Raw genomic sequence first — 16,778 nt, 5'->3', positions numbered from 1 at the left:
TTGCCGACCGCGGGTGAGGAGGTACGCCTGGCAAACGGGCAGCCGCTTTACGGCCATCAACTCGACAAAGACGGAAATCAAATACCGCCATCGTACCAGCCTTTGATGCGGGTTACTTCAACCTCAATCGACCGCGCGGGTAATCTCTGGTGCGCAAATAACTGGAAACCATCTTTGTATGTAGACGTTTTTACCGACGGTGTGGCAAACCCTGGTGGCGACGGCGTGGTGATATTTGTTGGCGTGGCGGAGCCGATTGTTTAACTACAGGCTATGCCCAACTAACATATCCGCCATATAAACAGAAAAGCCCCGGATTTTGATGTCCGGGGCTTCCTTTTTATGGAGTTATTTCTAATTATAATTTACCTAATTCCTGTACAAGGTCGATCAGTTTGTTTGAGTAACCCCATTCGTTATCGTACCATGATACTACTTTAACAAAGTTGTCATTCAAGGCAATACCTGCTTTTGCATCAAATATCGATGTGCGTGCGTCGCCTTTAAAATCTTCTGATACAACTTCATCATCAGTATAACCTAATATGCCTTTCATAGCGCCTTCAGATGCTTCTTTCATGGCTGCTTTAACTTGCTCATAGGTTGCAGGGTTCTTTAAGCGGACAGTTAAGTCAACTACTGAAACATCGGCAACTGGAACACGGAATGACATACCGGTAAGTTTACCTTTCAGTTCAGGAAGAACCAGACCAACAGCTTTAGCTGCGCCGGTTGATGAAGGGATAATGTTTTGGTAAGCACCGCGGCCGCCTCTCCAGTCTTTAGCAGATGGGCCGTCAACTGTTTTCTGGGTAGCAGTTACCGCGTGAATGGTGCTCATTAATCCTTCTTCGATACCGAATTTATCATTCAGTACTTTAGCGATAGGAGCTAAACAGTTAGTAGTACATGAAGCGTTCGAAACGATGGTTTGCTCAGCTTTCAGTGTCCAGTGGTTAACACCCATTACAAATGTAGGGGTGTCATCCTTTGCAGGTGCGCTCATTACCACTTTTTTAGCGCCGGCATCAATATGTTTTTGGGCAGTTTCCTGTGTAAGGAAAAGTCCGGTTGATTCAATTACAACTTCTGCACCAACCTCGTTCCATTTAAGGTTTGCAGGGTCTTTCTCAGCAGTTACACGGATAGTTTTACCGTTTACTACCAAATGACCGCCTTCAACAGCAATAGTGCCTTTGAACTGACCGTGGGTTGAGTCGTATTTTAACATGTAAGCCATGTAATCTGGCTCAACAAGGTCATTAATACCAACAATTTCAATGTCGGGTCTTTCAATTGCAGCTCTGAATGCCAGGCGGCCAATACGGCCGAAGCCGTTAATTCCTATTTTCATGATTTTCTTAATTTTTAATTTTGAGTAGTACGTTTAATTTCTGTTTGAATAATAAGTTAGTAAGTTGTTTATGGGTTCTTTAATTATGGTTGCAATTTCAAGATTTGCATCGGCAGCTGCCTCCTTTAACTGGGTTTGAAAGCTTGCTGCTACAGTGCCCGCAAAATACAAAAAAGCTTCGGGATGTTCATCATGCAATGGTAATAAATAGGTGTGCATCAACTTATCAAACCCCGTCTTTATCACATTTTTAATGTAGCTATCTTCCTGGTTTTCAACAAAGAAGTCGGTAAATGAGCTAAGGTAAACAGCGGGTTGCTTTTGCCGGTAGATCTTCTCCAGCAGCGTCTTGCGTTCAGGGTCGTACCGTTGCACAAATTTCTTCCTTATGTTTTCGGGCAGCGTCTCATTCATGTAGCCTTTTACCAGCTGCCGGCCCAGCCAATTGCCCGAGCCTTCGTCGGCCAGGATATAACCAAGGCCGTAATTGTTGGGTTTTACCCTTTTACCGTCGTACCACGCCGCATTCGAACCACTGCCTATGATGCTGATAATGCCCGGTGAGTTTTTACAACAGGCAATAGCGGCGGCAGTAATATCATGCTCAACGGTTACACGCCCGTTTTTAAAAAATTTCAGGAAAGCATCGTGCACGGTGTTTTTAAGCTCGGTCGAGAACGAGCCGGCGCCAAAAAAATAAATACGCTTTATTTCTTCGGCGTGGTGTATCAGGTTGATATTTTTCTTTAAAAGCGCAATTATCTGTTCCTCATTGTTAAAATAGGGGTTTATGCCGCCTGTTTTAAACGAGGCAATGGTTCTTTCCTTATCGAAAAGGCGCCATTCGGCATAATTTGATCCGCTATAAACAACTGCGTTCATTTGATTTTTTTAGATAGATAATATTTCAGCCATCTGCATCAAATCTTCTTCCAGTTTAAACTCATGTTGGGTAAGCGCTTCTTCGAGGCTTGTTATTTTGATGTGATTAGCTTCCAGCCCAACCATCGATTGCGTTTTGCCGGCAATAAGTGCATTCACGGCCGCATATCCCAAACGGCTGCCCAGCACCCTGTCGAAGGCCGAAGGGCTGCCGCCACGTTGCAAATGGCCGAGTATGGTTACTTTTACGTCGTAGTTTTTAACTTCTTTCTGCACTTTTTTGGCAATATCATAAGCACCTCCGTTTTTGTCGCCTTCGGCAACAATAACAATGCTCGACGATTTTTTATTGCTTTGCCCATTTTTAAGGTTTTCAATCAAATCATCAATTGCGGTGGCCTTTTCGGGCAGTAATATAGCCTCAGCACCACACGATATACCGGCACGCAGGGCAATTGCACCCGAATCGCGGCCCATTACTTCCACAAAAAACAGGCGATCGTGAGCATCGGCAGTATCGCGTATTTTATCAATAGCTTCAATAACTGTATTGGTAGCGGTATCAAACCCAAGGGTGTAGGTTGAGCCGTAAAGGTCGTTATCAATCGTTCCGGGAACACCCATAACAGCAATATCCGGGAATTTTTTCGAGAAACGCAGCGCTCCGGTGAAGGTTCCGTCGCCACCAATTACCACCAAAGCGTCAATTTCGTGCTTTTTTAAGTTCTGGTAGGCAAGTTCCATACCTTCGTCTGAACGAAAGGGTAAACAACGTGCGGTTTTTAAAATGGTACCTCCTAAATTCAGTATGTTACTAACCGACCGGGGTTGCATATCGTACATGTCGTCCTCTATAAGTCCCTGGTAACCACGCCTTATTCCTGTAACCTGCAGTTTATTGTAAATTGCCGTCCTTACTACCGAGCGGATGCAGGGGTTCATCCCCGGCGCATCGCCACCCGAGGTTAAAACAGCGAGTTTTGAAATTTTGTGCATTTTTTAGCGATAATTTGAAGCTACGAAGATACTGTGTAAAATTTACACCATTAAATTTAATTTTTTTTTTTACATTAGCGCTTAACCAATTAACTTTAATTTTTTTACCTAATTTTTATCAGGTTTGGAAGTTGCACTGCCTACATTTAACTCAGTCTTTTCAATTGATTGCGTAATATTCGGTTTCGAAGCCGGCGAGCTCAAGATACTACTTATTGAACGAAACCAGGAACCGTTTAAGGACTGGCTGGCCCTGCCCGGCTATATAGTTGAGCAGGATGAAAGTATCGACGATGCCGCGGAGCGTATTTTATACGAGCTAACCGGCCTGCGCGATTTGCACATGCAGCAGTTTCACACGTTTGGCGAGGTAAACCGACACCCTCAAGGCCGTGTAATAACTGTTGCTTATTATGCACTGATACGTATAAACGGACAGAAGGAGTTACGGCCGGTTACCCAGTATGCCCGAAAAGCATTTTGGCACCCGGTAAACGAACTGCCGAAGCTTGCGTTTGATCACTCGGAAATATTTGAAACCGGCTTTAACAAAATACGCCGCCGCTTAAATTATCAGCCGATAGCCTTCGAGCTGCTGCCCGAAAAGTTTACGCTTACCCAGCTGCAATCGCTTTACGAAGCAGTGCTGAACAAAAAGCTGGACAAACGCAATTTTCGTAAAAAAATGCTGAGCTACGGCTTTTTGAAGGAACTGGACGAAAAACAAAAAGGCGTTTCCTATCGCGCCGCCAAACTCTACAAATTCGACAGGCGGAAGTATGCGAAGATTTTTAATAATGAGTTGAACCTTGATAAGTGATAGTTAGAGTCAAGAGTCAAGAATCAAGAATCAAGAGCCAGGAAAGAAAAAACCATAAGAAACGAAAAAGCCGGAAGTTAATTTTCCGTCTTTTTTTATTTTGATTCTTGGCTCTTGACTCTTGGTTCTTCTTTCAACTACAGTTGGTGCGCCATCTCCAAATGGTATTTTACCAGGTTATCTATAGGCGAGCGGATGATGTTGCCTACAACCATGCCGTTTTCAACTACTAACTCTTCCAGCACGTTGCGGAAGTTGTAGCCTACCGAACCGATACAGTTAAATGAATATTTTTGATAGTCAGGGTAGTGGGTTACCAGGTTGCGGAAGAAATCTTCGAACGAGGTGCGTACCAAATTCCTTGAGTATTCTATATGAACGTTATTGTCGTAAACAAATTTGCTGAAGCTTGCGCAAAAACGGTTGGCGCGGGGCTGGGTGTAAACCTGTTCGTTTACGTCATCAGGTGTAAGTTTGTAGGTTTCCCAAAACAGGTTGCGAACAACCTCGGGCATATAGCCGCGAAGGTAATCAACAAGTAGTTTTTTGCCGATGTAGCAGCCGCTACCTTCGTCGCCCAGGATGTAGGCGCCCGAATCGATGTTCATGGTAACTTCCTTACCGTTATAAAGGCAGGTATTGGTACCCGTGCCCAATATAGCGGCAAAGCCCTCGTTGTTGCCTAATAACGCGCGTGCGGCAGCCAGTAAATCGTGCCCTATATAAACTTTTGATTTGGTAAATACGGCCTGCATCGCCTCTTTTACAATGTTGCGCATCTCTTCGGTTGAGCAGCCTGCGCCGTAATAATTAACTTCGGTAATCTCATCTTTCTCCAAATCGGTTGGCAGGCTTTCCTGCAGCGATTGGATGATATACTCAGTACTTGAAAAATAGGGATTGTAGCCTTCTGTGTTAAAGTATACTTTTTTTCCTTCTTCGGTAACCAGGCACCAATTGGTTTTAGTAGAGCCACCGTCAGCAATTATGATCATAAAATAAGTTTATTTGAAAAAATCGGTTAAAAGTATGATTTACTTATTGTAAAAAAAACACTTTACCTTTTTAAAAAGTAAAATTCTTCATTTTAAATTAATGTTGTGTTCTTTTTAAGCTTTAAGGGCAGGGGCACTGCACCGTAAATCAATACAAAGTTTATAAAATAGCTGTTAATTTAAAATATAAATGTATTGCTTTATGAGGGCAATCGGTTTATAATTGTTTACAATTATATATATAATTTAACAAATATTAGCAAGCAATAGATTGAATAATGTTTTGGCGACGAATTTAGTACGGTACGTTAAGAACACGGCAATTTAAAACGCTTTAAAAAGTTTTGAAAAAAAGCAGCCACATCACGGTATGTAATTAACAAAACTAAGTGTTTGAATTTTTATGCAGATTTTTGCATCTTTGCATAGCGAAAATATCGCGACGGGTCTCATAGCTCAGCTGGATAGAGCAACAGATTTCTAATCTGTCGGTCTCAGGTTCGAATCCTGATGAGATCACACCCTTGCAGCCTTTTAGAGTTTTCTAAAAGGCTTTTTTATGCTTTAAAACATTGATTTACACGAAAGTGCATTATTGATAAATCTGTTACTTAATTGTTTACGCTAAATTGTACTTATTCGACTTTGCGAATTATCCGAATATAGCATCATGTTTGGTGCAGTTTTGGTGCAGTTTTCAGTCGATAAGTTGTGTCTGTCATATCAATATTGATTTAAGTGAATAAATGAATTACGTTGCCTATGCAGGCTTATGGCTTAATTAAATGCAAGGAGGAATGGAATAAAAGGACAGGTGAGTAGGGTAGTGGGTTTATGCCGGAAATTCCTTGCCATGTATTAAGACTCACGCCTAACTTTGCTCAGTAATTCATTTCTCACTCTTCCCTTCCAATTCAGAATATCGAAGATTTCTTAGTTTATAGAGGGTGCTTAAATCTTGAATTGAAAAGTTGTCGTTTAGTAACCACAAGAAATTATTCTATTATGAGTGATGGGCCGGGCTTGTCAGATAGGCACTCCCAAGTCATTGCGTAATTACTGTTTGAATGAAACTTCTCGGTTACTATATGAGTAATATCATAGCCTTGTTCCTTCGCTAAATCAGAACTGAACAACAATTCTTTATTCAACTCATATAAACTAGCTACATCAGTAATGGTATTTGAGTCTAAGCCGATGAAATCGAGTTTGATATAAAAGTCATTTTGTTTTGTAAGCCCGATTGTAGTATAAGTAGAGTAGTTATACTGTCCTTCAAGAATGATATTGTCTAGCACCCGTTCGTGAGTAATTATAGGGTCGTGTTCTATAGCCATGGTTTAGCATTTCAATATGAGGTGCAAAGCTAATGAAGTTAATTCAGGAATATTGAAATATTATACTTTATAGAGGCTACTCAAATCCTGAATTAGGACCTAGGTCATTTAGATTGGCAATCTGCTAACGCCTTCTTTAACCGCACTATCTCTTTATTTGCAATATCAAGTTCCTCAAGCTTTTCGTACATTGTCCAACTACCTATTTCATTTAATTTGTGAAGTAAAGGTAGAAGCTCATCGTGAAAAAATCCAATCCCTCGCATCTCTAGTCTTGTTCTATGTGTCTTGCCAGTATGAAGTTCTTTAATGAGGATATCCTTGCTCCCTACGATCGAGTCGGGTGATTCTTCTTCTATACTGACAACCTCGAAGTTCCCTATACGAAACCGCAAATAGGAACCCATCACATCAATGATTGTAAAAGTTGGTGGTTTTGCCCAGGCATCGCTCGTTACACATTTTAACCTATATTCTACTTCCGATACATCATTGACCTCTGAAAGGGTATGCTTCTCAATTGTGTTGCCATCGGCGAGAATACCGAAGTAGGTTGTTGTCATTATTGTATGTTTAGGATTATGGTATGTTTCAATTCAAAGATATTGAATTTTTAGTCTTTATAGAGGACCTGTAATTCCTGAATTGAGATTTCAACTTTCCAGTTTTGCTGTGAACTTCGTTCTAGTATAGGAGCGGATCGAGATTAGTCTAGAATTGTTTGTGGTTGCGATTGGTTTTATTCTCACCCTTTGCTTTATAAGGGAACCTTTCGAAATTCAATTTTAAATATCAGGTTATTATTTAGCGTAGTACCCTTTTAAAACAGAAAGTTGGGCAGTATTAACTCAGCACCTTCATAAAAGGTTTAAACCTAGCCTGTGCAACGTAAAGCGATGAGCATATAGGAACACTTCTAACAAAGTAATCTGTACCCAGGATAGTATTAAAAAAGAACGTTATGGCCTCGTTAAATGCGTCTATATCAACATCATCGACAATGAAGTCAAATTGAGCGTCCATTATCGTAAAGATATAGCTGCATACAGGAATGAAAGTCCCTTCCTCCTTGTATAGAGTAGCTTCCAATATTGCACCACTGTCATGCTCGGTGAGTATTTTGTCCTTCTCAACTTTAACAATAAAGCTGTTAGCTTCATCAGTAATTAAGGTAGAGTTGCCTGCTGTTGTTATTTTAAAAGTTTCCATAGTCATCTTGATAATTTATTCCTGGTAGCATATCCAACTATCACCGTTCATCCGGTTTCCTAACCAATGGTTTCATCGATTCAGGTGTGAATTTGGGCGTGATATATAAGGTCTGCCAATGAGTTATCCTTGATACTTTATGCTTAACAGATATAGTAATTTCCATTTCAGGTTTACCTACCCGTTTAAGCGTTTCACGCATCACAACACATGCCTTCTTGACAAACTCTTCACTCATTTTAAGGCCCTCAGCGCCTGCAAACACCTTAGTATAATATCCAACATCAAACCTGCACAGGTCTATAGTTAACTCGCGACTGTCGGTAAGCTCGAATAGATACTTTAAGTTATGTCTGGAGATGTATTTATTAGTCCTACGGTTGCTTCCAATCCACGATTGCAAGTCAGTAGCCAGGGCATCATAAACATACTTCGCATTAACCGTTTGCATCGCTTTATCAACAACACAAAGCTGATGATTATCTTCATATTTGCTAATATTGTTAGCAAATTATATTGCATCTTCTCACGCGTTTCAAGGTGACTGCTATCGACTTATCATTGCTGTTTGAACGGCAATGTCACCTTCCTTTTTATAAGGGTACTGTCCGAGGTGCCCATTGTATTTACTTAGTCAGGTTCCCTTTTAAAATAGATATTAGGCTATCTTTGAATATGAAAGAGCCAACGGAGTACGAGATGTTGCTATCCGATGAAGTGGCGCTCTTAACGGGAATATTCGATTCCCGCGTCAGCTAGCATAGTTGTTTGTTTGGATTCCATTTCTGTCAGTTGAATATACTTATCGGCAAATTTAATGTTGTACTTATTATCAGCATACTTATGTTTCAAAGCTTCGATGTGTTGATCGCTACCGCTGTTTCGTTCTGACTTATAAACAGCGTATGTGCCATTTGGTGATTTATGACATGATATGAGAGTAATTAAGAGTGCTACAGCAAGGATAAATTTCGATTTCATTGTGATAATTTAAGAACCAACTAGTCCTTGTTGGTAGGTTTCCGACTGTTTGCAGTGGACATTTACCGCAACGCTAAATTAATAAATACTTAGTTATTGCTAAGTAAACACATGCATTTCTTTTTATTCTTTCGTAGACTATGGCTGCTAGTCTAAAAACGGATATTGAAGCTTATGTTATAAACAAAGTGAGGGAGAAGCGTACTGAGCGCAATCTTTCTCAATCCGAACTTGCAGCATTAATGAATATGACTAATGGCTTTATTGGGCAAGCAGAAAGTTCAAAGTCGCCTACAAAATATAATCTGAACCATATAAACGAGTTTGCGGTAATTTTCAATTGTTCAGTACAAGAATTTCTGCCGAAAGAGCCTTTTAAATAGGAGACCTGAGCCTCCTATTATGTTAAGCAACTGCCTGCATCTTTCTTCTGCCCGCTGCTGGTTTATATTTTATAAGGGAAAACTTATGATTGATGCCCCGGTCTTCCATATATTCGTAGAGAGCACTGCAATCAATTATGCACCAATCATTTTGAACACAGCCTTCTATATCGATCTTCGTATGTTCTTTGGACGTAGCACTGTAAACAGCCCTTGTAAAGTAAGCAGTTTGATGGCACAGTTCATGATTCGCATTACCACGTTCAAATCCATAATGGATTGTAAAAAGCTCTTCATTACTGCAATGGATGCTTAGATAGATTAAAGGGCTAATGAACTCATAGATTAGCATGTTTCTTGTTGCTGGCTTAATCTCTCTCGATAGGGTATTTCGTAACTCCTCCTTTTCAATCCCAGCAAGCATTGCTTTGGCTTCAGTCAGGATTTGGTTAAAGGCTTTGCGCACTTCTTTATTATAAGGGCGCGTTTCGATGTTGGTGTTCAATGGTTTCATAATAAATTCGTTTAATGGTTAATTGAAATGTTGACTAAATGAAAATGCCAAGCTGATTAAGCCTGGCATTGAATAGTTTGGTGAGGCAACTCGAAAGGTCACCTTTTAAAAGAAAAGATGAACTCGGATGGTTGAACCTTCAGAACGTTGTTGTAAAATGTTTTGAAATCAGGTTTAAGTTGAATTTCCTTTGCCTGCCGGTCAAGTGGAAACGCTCGAAGGCATCTTCGAATCTCTGCCTCAAATGGACAGTTATTGAATGCAAATTCAATTTCATAATCGTAATAGGCAGCGCAATCAAGGCGCCAGAAGAATGTGCTTGTCATAAAGCCATGCATTGCGAGAAATTCGCTTGTATCATGCTTTGAATCCTTTTCATAGAAGACGTCACCTGGCTTTAAATGATGAGTTTTGACGAGGTTTAGGACTTCATGATATGAATGTTCGCAGCAATCATTTTGCCTTACCTGTGCAGGGTTAGAGCCCCTTGTTTGGGCCCATTTCCAACGTTTACCATGCTTCCGCCGAATAGGAAAATGAGTGTTAATGATAGTGCCAACTGTTTGGAAACTTTTTAATTCTTTCATGACTGTGATTTGAATTGTGATAAAATGACAAAGCCCGATGCAACATGCACCAGGCTTCAATGGAATGTGTTAAGGGACCCTGCGCCGCGTGCTAAGAATGCGGCATTCTCCTAATGCAATGAATTTCTGTGAACCACCGCAGGGTACTCTCTGAAAGACCCTGCGGAGACACAAAATAACATTTAATGTTGGGCTTTTTTTCTACTTTTATTACATGTACGCCGATTTAACCGAAGAACAAGTAAAGCTTGCTGATATGATGAGCGATATATCGAAAGAAGCATCCTGCGCAGGCTGGATGGCCAACCTTGAATATGTTTTATGGGATGCTACTTTAAATGGTGAGCGCAAATATGGCAGGTATTTTATCACAAAAAAGGACATTAACCAGCTTACTGCGCTTTGTGAAATAACTAACAGTTGGATCTATTTCGACGAAAGTGGAGAAGAAACCGCAATGCCGGTAAAGCAATGGAAGGAAAAGTTTAAAAAAGATGTAAGGGATAATCAAAGCCTAACCTGCGGGTGAAAAGAGTTGTAAATTGGTGATATATCCTTTTAACATACGGCCCTTCCTACTGCCTTATCTTCTAGAGCAAGATTGAATTTCCAGAATAAAAGACGATTTCTTTCCATTTCCGCAGGGACTCCTGAAAGGCCCCTGCGCCGCGTGCTAAGAATGCAGCATTCTCCTATGCAATGAATTTGTGTGACCTTGGGGGAACACAAAAAGGAGCCTTTTTATTACTGTAGGAAATTAGCCCGGTCGGATAGGGTGGTTATTTTTTTGATCACACCATCCAGGTCTTTAGCAGACTGCAACATATAATCAAAAATTAGTTCCTTTTCTTCTGCCTTTCCTTCTTTCATTAAAGGGAGGAGGCCCATAATGCGAGCAAGCGGCGCCCTGATTACATGCGATTGTAGCCACGATATCTCCATAAGCTGATCATATTTTTGCCGTAATTCATTATTTAATTTCGAGAGTTCCAGTTCGCCGTTCTTTCTGTTTGTTATATCAAAACGGATAGCAACGTAGCTGTAAGGCAGTCCATCATCCTTTAAAAAAGGCACTACCGTAGCATCAACCCAATGAAAGGTTCCATCCTTGGCTTTGTTCCTAACTTCGCCCCGCCATACGTTGCCCTGGCTTATGGTATCCCACAATGTCTTGAAAAATTCCTTGCCATGATAACCAGAATTAATGATACGATGATTCTGCCCCAGCAATTCTTCCCGGCTGTATTGCGACACCTTACAAAATTTATCATTGACATAGCTGATTTTCCCTTCACTGTCAGTGATGGTTATTATTGCGCATTCGTCCAAAGCATGCCTGTAATCCTGTAGTTCGCTATTGGCGTGTTCGAGCGACCGTTCAAAGCTTTTCCGTTTGGTTATGTCGTGCCAGTTACAAACAACAGCATTGATTCCCGGTTTGTCAAGCATATTGCTAAAAGTGCACTCAATTGTCATATAATGCCCATCCGCATGTATCGTCCTGAATTCGCAGTTCTGCGATTCACCGGGAAATAATAATGCCCGTTTTATTGCCGCTTCCACTTTTTCTGCATCTTCGCGATGAACCAGATCATATGCCCGCGTATTTTGCGTTTGGCTGTTTTTTCGCCCCGCCATCGTTTCGGCCGACGGACTGCGATAAAATATCCTCATATTCTCGTCAATCAACGTTATTCCGGCATAGCTCGTCCCCGCAAGCTTCCTGAAATTTTCATCGTTAATAATTTCAGAACCTAACGCGACCGCTTCACCTGCTATCGATTGCTTAACTAGCTGTCTCATAATGACCTATGGTCTATAGGTAATAGTTTTAATAAGGCATTTTTTAGTTTGGCTATTTTACAGCCACTAATTATAAAGTAATCTACGGATTATTAAACGTCGTTATAGTGACGCTGGGCACGTTTTTGAGAGATCGTTATCACGTTTGATGACCGCCCGGTTAAGATTATGGCTTAACCGAACGCACTTAGCAAGTGTCCTTCGCTTGCGAAAATGATCAGATGACACCACAATCAGGCAAAGGCCTAATTCTTCCCGAATTTGGCTCGAACAAAGCCAACATGCGTTAAAAAATATTACATTGGCATAGTGAATAAAAATAAATATTTATTGTTTATCAATAAATATATTATATTTGTGAATAAATTAAACAAAGGTTATGAAAGCACTTGGAAATAAATCACTATCCTCAGTCTTTGCAAAAGCTATCAATGTTTTTTGGTGGCTGGAATGGATTGCGTTGATAGTAGTGGTTGCTATGGTAATTATAGCGGCTATCGTTAAAAAAGCATACGCCGTAACTGTCCCGGTTACATTTTCGGAAGTTACTTTAAGGCGGGTGCAACCTTTAAATAACGACTTCCCATTAGGTATTTTGAATACTACCAGCGGAAATTTATACTTACAATTAAATGCTTCCTGGCAAAGCGTTGCAATGTTATTAATGGGTTTTGCGCTGCTTTTTGCAGTTGTTATAATGGTTACCTACCAGCTAAAAACTATTTTCTCAAACTTTAAGCAGGATATTCCCTTCAACGAAGCAAATATTTCGAGGATCAGAAATATAGCCTTTGTTTTAATGGCATACTCTGGTGTTCAATGGCTATTCATAGTAGTGGAGAACCAGGTATTAACATCGAATTTGAAGTGGGAGCATATACACCTCACCTATAGTTTTAACTTCAGCTGGCTTATAACGGGTGTTATCCTGTTGGTTGTGGCCGAAATATTTAAACAAGGGACATTATTAGATAACGAACAAAAACTGACAATATAGTATGGCTATAATAGTAAACCTGGACGTAATGATGGCAAAACGAAAAATGTCATTAAATACACTGTCTGAGCAGGTAGGCATCACACTATCAAATTTATCAATACTAAAGCAGGGCAAAGCAAAAGCAATACGCTTTAGTACACTTGAAATAATTTGCAGTGTGCTTAACTGTCAGCCAGGCGATATTTTGGAATATCAGCCCGAAAATTCTAATTCAACCGAACAAATTTATACTGAAATATAATGAAAAAGATATTTTTAATACTGAGCCTTTTTGGCCTTGTGCAAATCGAATTGGTTTCGGCGCAAAAAAATTATCCTGCAATGTTAAACAAATATATGCAGGCCCAGGTAAACGCAAACGATTTTAGCGGCGCTGTGCTGGTTGCTTATAAGGGCAACATTATTTATAAAAAAGGATTTGGTTATGCCGACCGGGAGTGGAAATTGATAAACACAACAGATACCAAATTTCAAATTTGCTCGCTAACCAAGCAGTTTACTGCTGCCGCCATCCTGCAATTGGCGGAACAACGCCGGTTAAACTTATATGACAAACTGAGCGCTTATTTTCCGGGGTATCCGAAGGGAGATAGTATTACTCTACATATGTTGCTCAATCATACGTCTGGCATTGCCGATTATACCGGGCTGCCGGGATTTAACGCCATTCGCACCCAGTCATTATCCAAAGATTCGGTTATTGGGCTGTTTAAAAATCAGCCTTACAGGTTTTCCCCCGGTACTAAGTGGGATTACAGTAATTCGAACTATTTTTTACTGGGCTATATTATCGAGAAGGTCACCAAACAACCTTACGATGTTTATCTGTATAAAAATGTAATACAAAAGGCAGGTTTAAGAAATACAGCCGTGAACGAAACCGATTCGGTACTTGCAAACAGGGCCATGGGCTACACTAAAGCTGAAACCGGCGGCTGGAAAAATGCGGAGCAATTCCCAACCGGGCTGGTTTATAGCGCAGGTTCGGTAATTTCCACCATCACCGATCTTTATAACTGGCAAAAGGCACTGGCAGGCGGTAAAATAGTTTCGCCGGACATGTTGGCAAAAATGACTACTCCATACCTGAAAAATTATGGCTATGGACTAACTATTGACACGCTGGAACATCACAGGCGAATTTGGCATGGTGGGGCCGCGCCGGGTTTTACCTCTTATTTATGCAGTTTTCCTGCCGAGGAGATCTCGATAGTCATATTATCAAACAACTTTAGCAATTCAAACCTTATTGGTGATGCTCTTGCAAGTATTCTTTTCGACCGTCCGGTTCAGCTTCCGTATAAGATTGTGGAACGGCCGATAAATACCGCCGTGCTTAAACGTTATCCTGGCAAATACCAATTATCCCAGTCGTCTGGTACAATGTATTTTGAGCTGATTAATGAGAATGAAAAACTATACCTCAAGCCCGAGGGGGCGGGTGATTTTAAAATGGAGCTAAAACCCGAATCGGAAACCAGGTTCTTTTTCGCCCGCGACCACGATCAGGAAATCGAATTTGTGGTAGATGCAAAGGGCGGCATTTTAAAATGCGCGTTAATAAGCAAAGGGGCGAGGTTTGAAATAAAAAAGAGGATTTGAAAACAAACCATTACTTGAAGGCTTCGCCGTTTATTGAGGCGAAGCGCAAGTTTTTGGAATACACGCCGGCAAAGCGTTCCCTTTTTTACATTGAACTCCCCGGATATTATCTAAAGCACTGATTATCAGGGAAATTAATAACTTTACTTATGTAAGTAGATGATAGTCAGATATGTGGATTTTTATGTTTTTACACACTACTTCATAACTTATTGATAATCAATTTTTACAAGTTTTTATTCCAGATGAGGTTACGGTAACTTTAATAATTTTTGCCACCACGTTCGCGTCATCTTCGGAGTGCTAACCGTTTTTTCAGGTACGTTCATATCCGGTGTTTCCGATTTAAATATCAATGCGACCTGATTAATTGGTTTAGTATTTCTTAGTTGGTCAATTTCAGTTTCACTTTCGCACCTGATCAATATACTAAGATTTTCTTTACCGGCTTCTGGATGCCTGTGATGGTCGGCTCCGGTAATTTTCCTGTAAATTGCGATGCCGAAAGCTGTAAATTCAATTATATCGCCCGGCGAAACCACTCCTTCCGTTAGGTGCCCAACAAAGACCAGGCCCCTGCCGGTAATTTTAAAAGTATCGGCAATAAAATATTTGGCAGTAGGCTGTTGCATAATGGCTATTGATACGTAAGGTACAAAAAACAAACTTAATCACTCAATGACGCCGTGATTCCGCTTGGTTTTGTGTTCCATAATTCTACCCGCAGCGGACTGATTCCCCGCAAGGTCAACGGCTCTAACCATTAGTTTGCCTCTTTTTATCGTAGTACTTTTATCAATGTTAAAATAATTCAGCGGCGTAAATCCAATCCTTTTACTACCGCTATAAATTTCATACCCCAACACCCTTTTATTATCACTTGAAGCAGCCCACCTTAAAGTTGTAAAACCACGCTTAAGGGTTTGCTTAACACGCCGCGGTGTAGATGGCGGTGTTTTATCAAGCGTCAACTGCGCAATACAATTGATGAATGCCCGCAGCACATGGTAAGTACCTTTCCAAATCTGGCCTTTTAGCGCCATTTTATATTGAGGCTGTTTATCAATGCCACCCTGGTACCAATCACCGTGTTTCTGGTCAATCAGGTAGGTTTGCACGTACTGCCATTGGGTTTTAAATTTTTCAAAGTATTGATGTTTGTCGCTAGGGAATTTGCCAGCCATTAGCAACAACGTGTTTAACCCTTCTGCCTGTGCCCACCAGTTTTTGGTGTCTTCGGTTACGGTTACGCCGGGCTTATCTTTAAAATAATAGCCTTCGTCATAAAAACCGCCTACGGAATTGTCCCAACCTTTGTCAAGCGCATCATCGACCATTTTCTTACCGCTGCGCAGGGTAGTGGTATCGTTTTTTAAACCCAAAACGTGCGATGCCTCCAGCATAAGATATGCGGTTTCTACATTGTGGCCGTAAGAAATATGATCGAGCCCATGATTTTTTTTGATGACAGCTTCGGACGAGTCCCGGAAGGATACAGGTGTCCAGTCGGGTTTAAAAAACAGGATGAGGTTGCCATTTTTATTGGTGATAGTATCGCGTACCAGTAAAAGCAATTCATTTAGCCGGGCTCTAACCAATACATCGGGCCAAACTTCATAAAGCTGGGTAAATGCCTCAAGCAAATGGATCGAAGAATTTTGATCTTTATAACCCAGTTCGGATGTTGAGTTGATATCAGCTGGCCTTATAATGGGCGTGCCATCGCGTTCCATATGCTGGTAATAGCCTTTATAAACCGGGTCGTGGCTGTGTTTTTCGAGCCACCAAAAACCTTGTTTAGCCAGGTTGAGGGCACTCGTATCGCCCGATGATTCATAGTAAGCTGCGAGTGCATAAATGGCGAAAGAATTTCCATAGGCTTCTTTTGGGGCAAAGCTGCCTTTTTTTAGGTTGCCTTGCCTGTCGGTATAGGTGTAGAAGCCGCTGTATTCCTTATCCCAAAAAACGTCGCGCAAAAACTCAAAACCATGATGTGCGCTTTCTAAATAATAACCGACCTTCGGGAACAGTTCTGCAGCCTTACTGTTGCTCCATACGTGCCTTGCCTGGGTAACAATCATTTTGTCCTGGCTGCCAACGGGTTTAAAATCGTAGCTGAACGAACTTAGGAAGCCGCCATAGAGCGTATCCACAGATCGCGGGTACCAGGGTTTAAGCAATCTATCAACCATGGAAGACTGCATTTCGGCAGCAATTTTTTGTTTGATGTCGTGTTTGTTTTGCGCCAGACAATGAAGGTTAAGCCCCGCAAATAATACCAGGAAGAGAATTTTGCTAATACCAATGTTTTTCAT

The 16,778-nt window shown here is 41.0% G+C and carries 21 protein-coding genes and 1 tRNA gene; 8 read left to right on the top strand and 14 right to left on the bottom strand.

Features of this window, described 5'->3' with window-relative positions:
- Positions 1-264: hypothetical protein (locus tag Q0R52_RS03065; protein WP_295792003.1), on the top strand; the 264-nt coding region annotated here is incomplete at its 5' end.
- A 94-nt stretch (positions 265-358) separates the two neighbouring features.
- On the opposite strand, the gene gap is transcribed toward Q0R52_RS03065, so the two are convergent.
- Genes gap through pfkA form a run of 3 tightly spaced genes read right to left on the bottom strand, consistent with a single transcriptional unit; the run spans position 359 to position 3,232 of the window.
- A complete protein-coding gene (gap, locus tag Q0R52_RS03060; protein WP_295792001.1) occupies positions 359-1,354 on the bottom strand; it encodes a type I glyceraldehyde-3-phosphate dehydrogenase in 996 nt (331 codons plus the stop codon).
- A 33-nt stretch (positions 1,355-1,387) separates the two neighbouring features.
- Entirely contained in the window at positions 1,388-2,236 is an 849-nt protein-coding gene (locus Q0R52_RS03055) for a hypothetical protein (RefSeq protein WP_295791999.1), read from the bottom strand.
- A gap of 9 nt (positions 2,237-2,245) precedes the next feature.
- A complete protein-coding gene (gene pfkA, locus Q0R52_RS03050) occupies positions 2,246-3,232 on the bottom strand; it encodes a 6-phosphofructokinase (protein ID WP_295791997.1) in 987 nt (328 codons plus the stop codon).
- Between the two features lie 124 nt (positions 3,233-3,356).
- On the opposite strand from pfkA, the gene Q0R52_RS03045 reads away from it, so the two are divergent.
- Positions 3,357-4,052, top strand: coding sequence for an NUDIX domain-containing protein (locus tag Q0R52_RS03045; protein ID WP_252787686.1), 696 nt, complete (start codon positions 3,357-3,359; stop codon positions 4,050-4,052).
- A 137-nt stretch (positions 4,053-4,189) separates the two neighbouring features.
- On the opposite strand, the gene Q0R52_RS03040 is transcribed toward Q0R52_RS03045, so the two are convergent.
- The gene (locus Q0R52_RS03040) at positions 4,190-5,047 is read right to left on the bottom strand and encodes an N-acetylglucosamine kinase (RefSeq protein WP_295791992.1); all 858 of its coding nucleotides are present in this window, start codon (positions 5,045-5,047) and stop codon (positions 4,190-4,192) included.
- 445 nt (positions 5,048-5,492) lie between these two features.
- Between Q0R52_RS03040 and Q0R52_RS03035 the strand changes: the two genes are divergently transcribed.
- A tRNA-Arg gene (locus Q0R52_RS03035) sits at positions 5,493-5,566 on the top strand.
- Positions 5,567-6,042: 476 nt separating this feature from the next.
- Here Q0R52_RS03035 and Q0R52_RS03030 read toward each other — a convergent pair.
- The 5 genes from Q0R52_RS03030 to Q0R52_RS03010 form a co-directional block, all read right to left on the bottom strand.
- On the bottom strand, positions 6,043-6,384 hold the full coding sequence (locus tag Q0R52_RS03030) for a hypothetical protein (RefSeq protein ID WP_295791990.1): 342 nt from the start codon (positions 6,382-6,384) through the stop codon (positions 6,043-6,045).
- A gap of 104 nt (positions 6,385-6,488) precedes the next feature.
- On the bottom strand, positions 6,489-6,947 hold the full coding sequence (locus Q0R52_RS03025) for a hypothetical protein (RefSeq protein WP_295791988.1): 459 nt from the start codon (positions 6,945-6,947) through the stop codon (positions 6,489-6,491).
- A 280-nt stretch (positions 6,948-7,227) separates the two neighbouring features.
- Positions 7,228-7,593 (bottom strand): hypothetical protein, encoded by a 366-nt coding sequence (locus tag Q0R52_RS03020; RefSeq protein ID WP_295791987.1) that lies wholly within the window; start codon positions 7,591-7,593, stop codon positions 7,228-7,230.
- Positions 7,594-7,633: 40 nt separating this feature from the next.
- A complete protein-coding gene (locus tag Q0R52_RS03015) occupies positions 7,634-8,044 on the bottom strand; it encodes a hypothetical protein (protein WP_295791984.1) in 411 nt (136 codons plus the stop codon).
- A 275-nt stretch (positions 8,045-8,319) separates the two neighbouring features.
- The gene (locus Q0R52_RS03010) at positions 8,320-8,574 is read right to left on the bottom strand and encodes a hypothetical protein (RefSeq protein WP_295791982.1); all 255 of its coding nucleotides are present in this window, start codon (positions 8,572-8,574) and stop codon (positions 8,320-8,322) included.
- Positions 8,575-8,714: 140 nt separating this feature from the next.
- Here Q0R52_RS03010 and Q0R52_RS03005 point away from each other — a divergent pair, with 140 nt between their 5' ends.
- Entirely contained in the window at positions 8,715-8,957 is a 243-nt protein-coding gene (locus Q0R52_RS03005; RefSeq protein WP_295791981.1) for a helix-turn-helix transcriptional regulator, read from the top strand.
- Between the two features lie 22 nt (positions 8,958-8,979).
- Here the strand turns inward: Q0R52_RS03005 and Q0R52_RS03000 are convergent, their stop codons facing one another.
- Complete coding sequence (locus Q0R52_RS03000; RefSeq protein ID WP_295791980.1) at positions 8,980-9,471, bottom strand: hypothetical protein; 492 nt, start codon at positions 9,469-9,471, stop codon at positions 8,980-8,982.
- A 98-nt stretch (positions 9,472-9,569) separates the two neighbouring features.
- Positions 9,570-10,058, bottom strand: coding sequence for a hypothetical protein (locus Q0R52_RS02995; protein WP_295791978.1), 489 nt, complete (start codon positions 10,056-10,058; stop codon positions 9,570-9,572).
- Positions 10,059-10,272: 214 nt separating this feature from the next.
- On the opposite strand from Q0R52_RS02995, the gene Q0R52_RS02990 reads away from it, so the two are divergent.
- Positions 10,273-10,587, top strand: coding sequence for a hypothetical protein (locus Q0R52_RS02990; protein ID WP_295791976.1), 315 nt, complete (start codon positions 10,273-10,275; stop codon positions 10,585-10,587).
- Positions 10,588-10,802: 215 nt separating this feature from the next.
- Here Q0R52_RS02990 and Q0R52_RS02985 read toward each other — a convergent pair whose 3' ends face one another.
- Positions 10,803-11,861 carry a PAS domain S-box protein gene (locus tag Q0R52_RS02985; protein ID WP_295791973.1) on the bottom strand — a complete coding sequence of 353 codons (1,059 nt, stop codon included), beginning with the start codon at positions 11,859-11,861 and terminating at the stop codon, positions 10,803-10,805.
- 379 nt (positions 11,862-12,240) lie between these two features.
- Between Q0R52_RS02985 and Q0R52_RS02980 the strand changes: the two genes are divergently transcribed.
- Genes Q0R52_RS02980 through Q0R52_RS02970 form a run of 3 tightly spaced genes read left to right on the top strand, consistent with a single transcriptional unit; the run spans position 12,241 to position 14,463 of the window.
- Positions 12,241-12,858, top strand: coding sequence for a DUF2975 domain-containing protein (locus tag Q0R52_RS02980; RefSeq protein WP_295791972.1), 618 nt, complete (start codon positions 12,241-12,243; stop codon positions 12,856-12,858).
- 1 nt (position 12,859) lies between these two features.
- Positions 12,860-13,102: a helix-turn-helix transcriptional regulator gene (locus Q0R52_RS02975; RefSeq protein WP_295791970.1), complete on the top strand. Its 243-nt coding sequence runs from the start codon at positions 12,860-12,862 to the stop codon at positions 13,100-13,102.
- Positions 13,102-14,463: a serine hydrolase gene (locus Q0R52_RS02970; protein ID WP_295791968.1), complete on the top strand. Its 1,362-nt coding sequence runs from the start codon at positions 13,102-13,104 to the stop codon at positions 14,461-14,463. Before Q0R52_RS02975 ends, Q0R52_RS02970 begins: the two co-directional genes overlap by 1 nt.
- 251 nt (positions 14,464-14,714) lie before the next feature.
- Here the strand turns inward: Q0R52_RS02970 and Q0R52_RS02965 are convergent, their stop codons facing one another.
- Positions 14,715-15,095, bottom strand: coding sequence for a hypothetical protein (locus Q0R52_RS02965; protein WP_295791966.1), 381 nt, complete (start codon positions 15,093-15,095; stop codon positions 14,715-14,717).
- Positions 15,096-15,134: 39 nt separating this feature from the next.
- Positions 15,135-16,778 (bottom strand): AGE family epimerase/isomerase, encoded by a 1,644-nt coding sequence (locus Q0R52_RS02960; RefSeq protein ID WP_295791962.1) that lies wholly within the window; start codon positions 16,776-16,778, stop codon positions 15,135-15,137.

This window comes from Mucilaginibacter sp. (assembly GCF_025359345.1).
Lineage (GTDB): Bacteria > Bacteroidota > Bacteroidia > Sphingobacteriales > Sphingobacteriaceae > Mucilaginibacter.
This window is presented reverse-complemented; position numbering and strand designations above follow the sequence as displayed.

Excerpts from the sequence above, each read along its gene's own strand:
- Q0R52_RS03040 (WP_295791992.1), bottom strand. The coding sequence starts at position 5,047 with ATGATCATAATTGCTGACGGTGGCTCTACTAAAACCAATTGGTGCCTG.
- Q0R52_RS03055 (WP_295791999.1), bottom strand. The coding sequence starts at position 2,236 with ATGAACGCAGTTGTTTATAGCGGATCAAATTATGCCGAATGGCGCCTT.
- Q0R52_RS02970 (WP_295791968.1), top strand. The coding sequence starts at position 13,102 with ATGAAAAAGATATTTTTAATACTGAGCCTTTTTGGCCTTGTGCAAATC.
- pfkA (WP_295791997.1), bottom strand. The coding sequence starts at position 3,232 with ATGCACAAAATTTCAAAACTCGCTGTTTTAACCTCGGGTGGCGATGCG.
- Q0R52_RS02975 (WP_295791970.1), top strand. The coding sequence starts at position 12,860 with ATGGCTATAATAGTAAACCTGGACGTAATGATGGCAAAACGAAAAATG.
- Q0R52_RS03030 (WP_295791990.1), bottom strand. The coding sequence starts at position 6,384 with ATGGCTATAGAACACGACCCTATAATTACTCACGAACGGGTGCTAGAC.
- Q0R52_RS02980 (WP_295791972.1), top strand. The coding sequence starts at position 12,241 with ATGAAAGCACTTGGAAATAAATCACTATCCTCAGTCTTTGCAAAAGCT.
- Q0R52_RS02995 (WP_295791978.1), bottom strand. The coding sequence starts at position 10,058 with ATGAAAGAATTAAAAAGTTTCCAAACAGTTGGCACTATCATTAACACT.
- Q0R52_RS02990 (WP_295791976.1), top strand. The coding sequence starts at position 10,273 with ATGTACGCCGATTTAACCGAAGAACAAGTAAAGCTTGCTGATATGATG.
- Q0R52_RS02965 (WP_295791966.1), bottom strand. The coding sequence starts at position 15,095 with ATGCAACAGCCTACTGCCAAATATTTTATTGCCGATACTTTTAAAATT.
- gap (WP_295792001.1), bottom strand. The coding sequence starts at position 1,354 with ATGAAAATAGGAATTAACGGCTTCGGCCGTATTGGCCGCCTGGCATTC.
- Q0R52_RS03005 (WP_295791981.1), top strand. The coding sequence starts at position 8,715 with ATGGCTGCTAGTCTAAAAACGGATATTGAAGCTTATGTTATAAACAAA.
- Q0R52_RS02985 (WP_295791973.1), bottom strand. The coding sequence starts at position 11,861 with ATGAGACAGCTAGTTAAGCAATCGATAGCAGGTGAAGCGGTCGCGTTA.
- Q0R52_RS03025 (WP_295791988.1), bottom strand. The coding sequence starts at position 6,947 with ATGACAACAACCTACTTCGGTATTCTCGCCGATGGCAACACAATTGAG.
- Q0R52_RS03020 (WP_295791987.1), bottom strand. The coding sequence starts at position 7,593 with ATGGAAACTTTTAAAATAACAACAGCAGGCAACTCTACCTTAATTACT.
- Q0R52_RS02960 (WP_295791962.1), bottom strand. The coding sequence starts at position 16,778 with ATGAAAAACATTGGTATTAGCAAAATTCTCTTCCTGGTATTATTTGCG.
- Q0R52_RS03010 (WP_295791982.1), bottom strand. The coding sequence starts at position 8,574 with ATGAAATCGAAATTTATCCTTGCTGTAGCACTCTTAATTACTCTCATA.
- Q0R52_RS03015 (WP_295791984.1), bottom strand. The coding sequence starts at position 8,044 with ATGCAAACGGTTAATGCGAAGTATGTTTATGATGCCCTGGCTACTGAC.
- Q0R52_RS03000 (WP_295791980.1), bottom strand. The coding sequence starts at position 9,471 with ATGAAACCATTGAACACCAACATCGAAACGCGCCCTTATAATAAAGAA.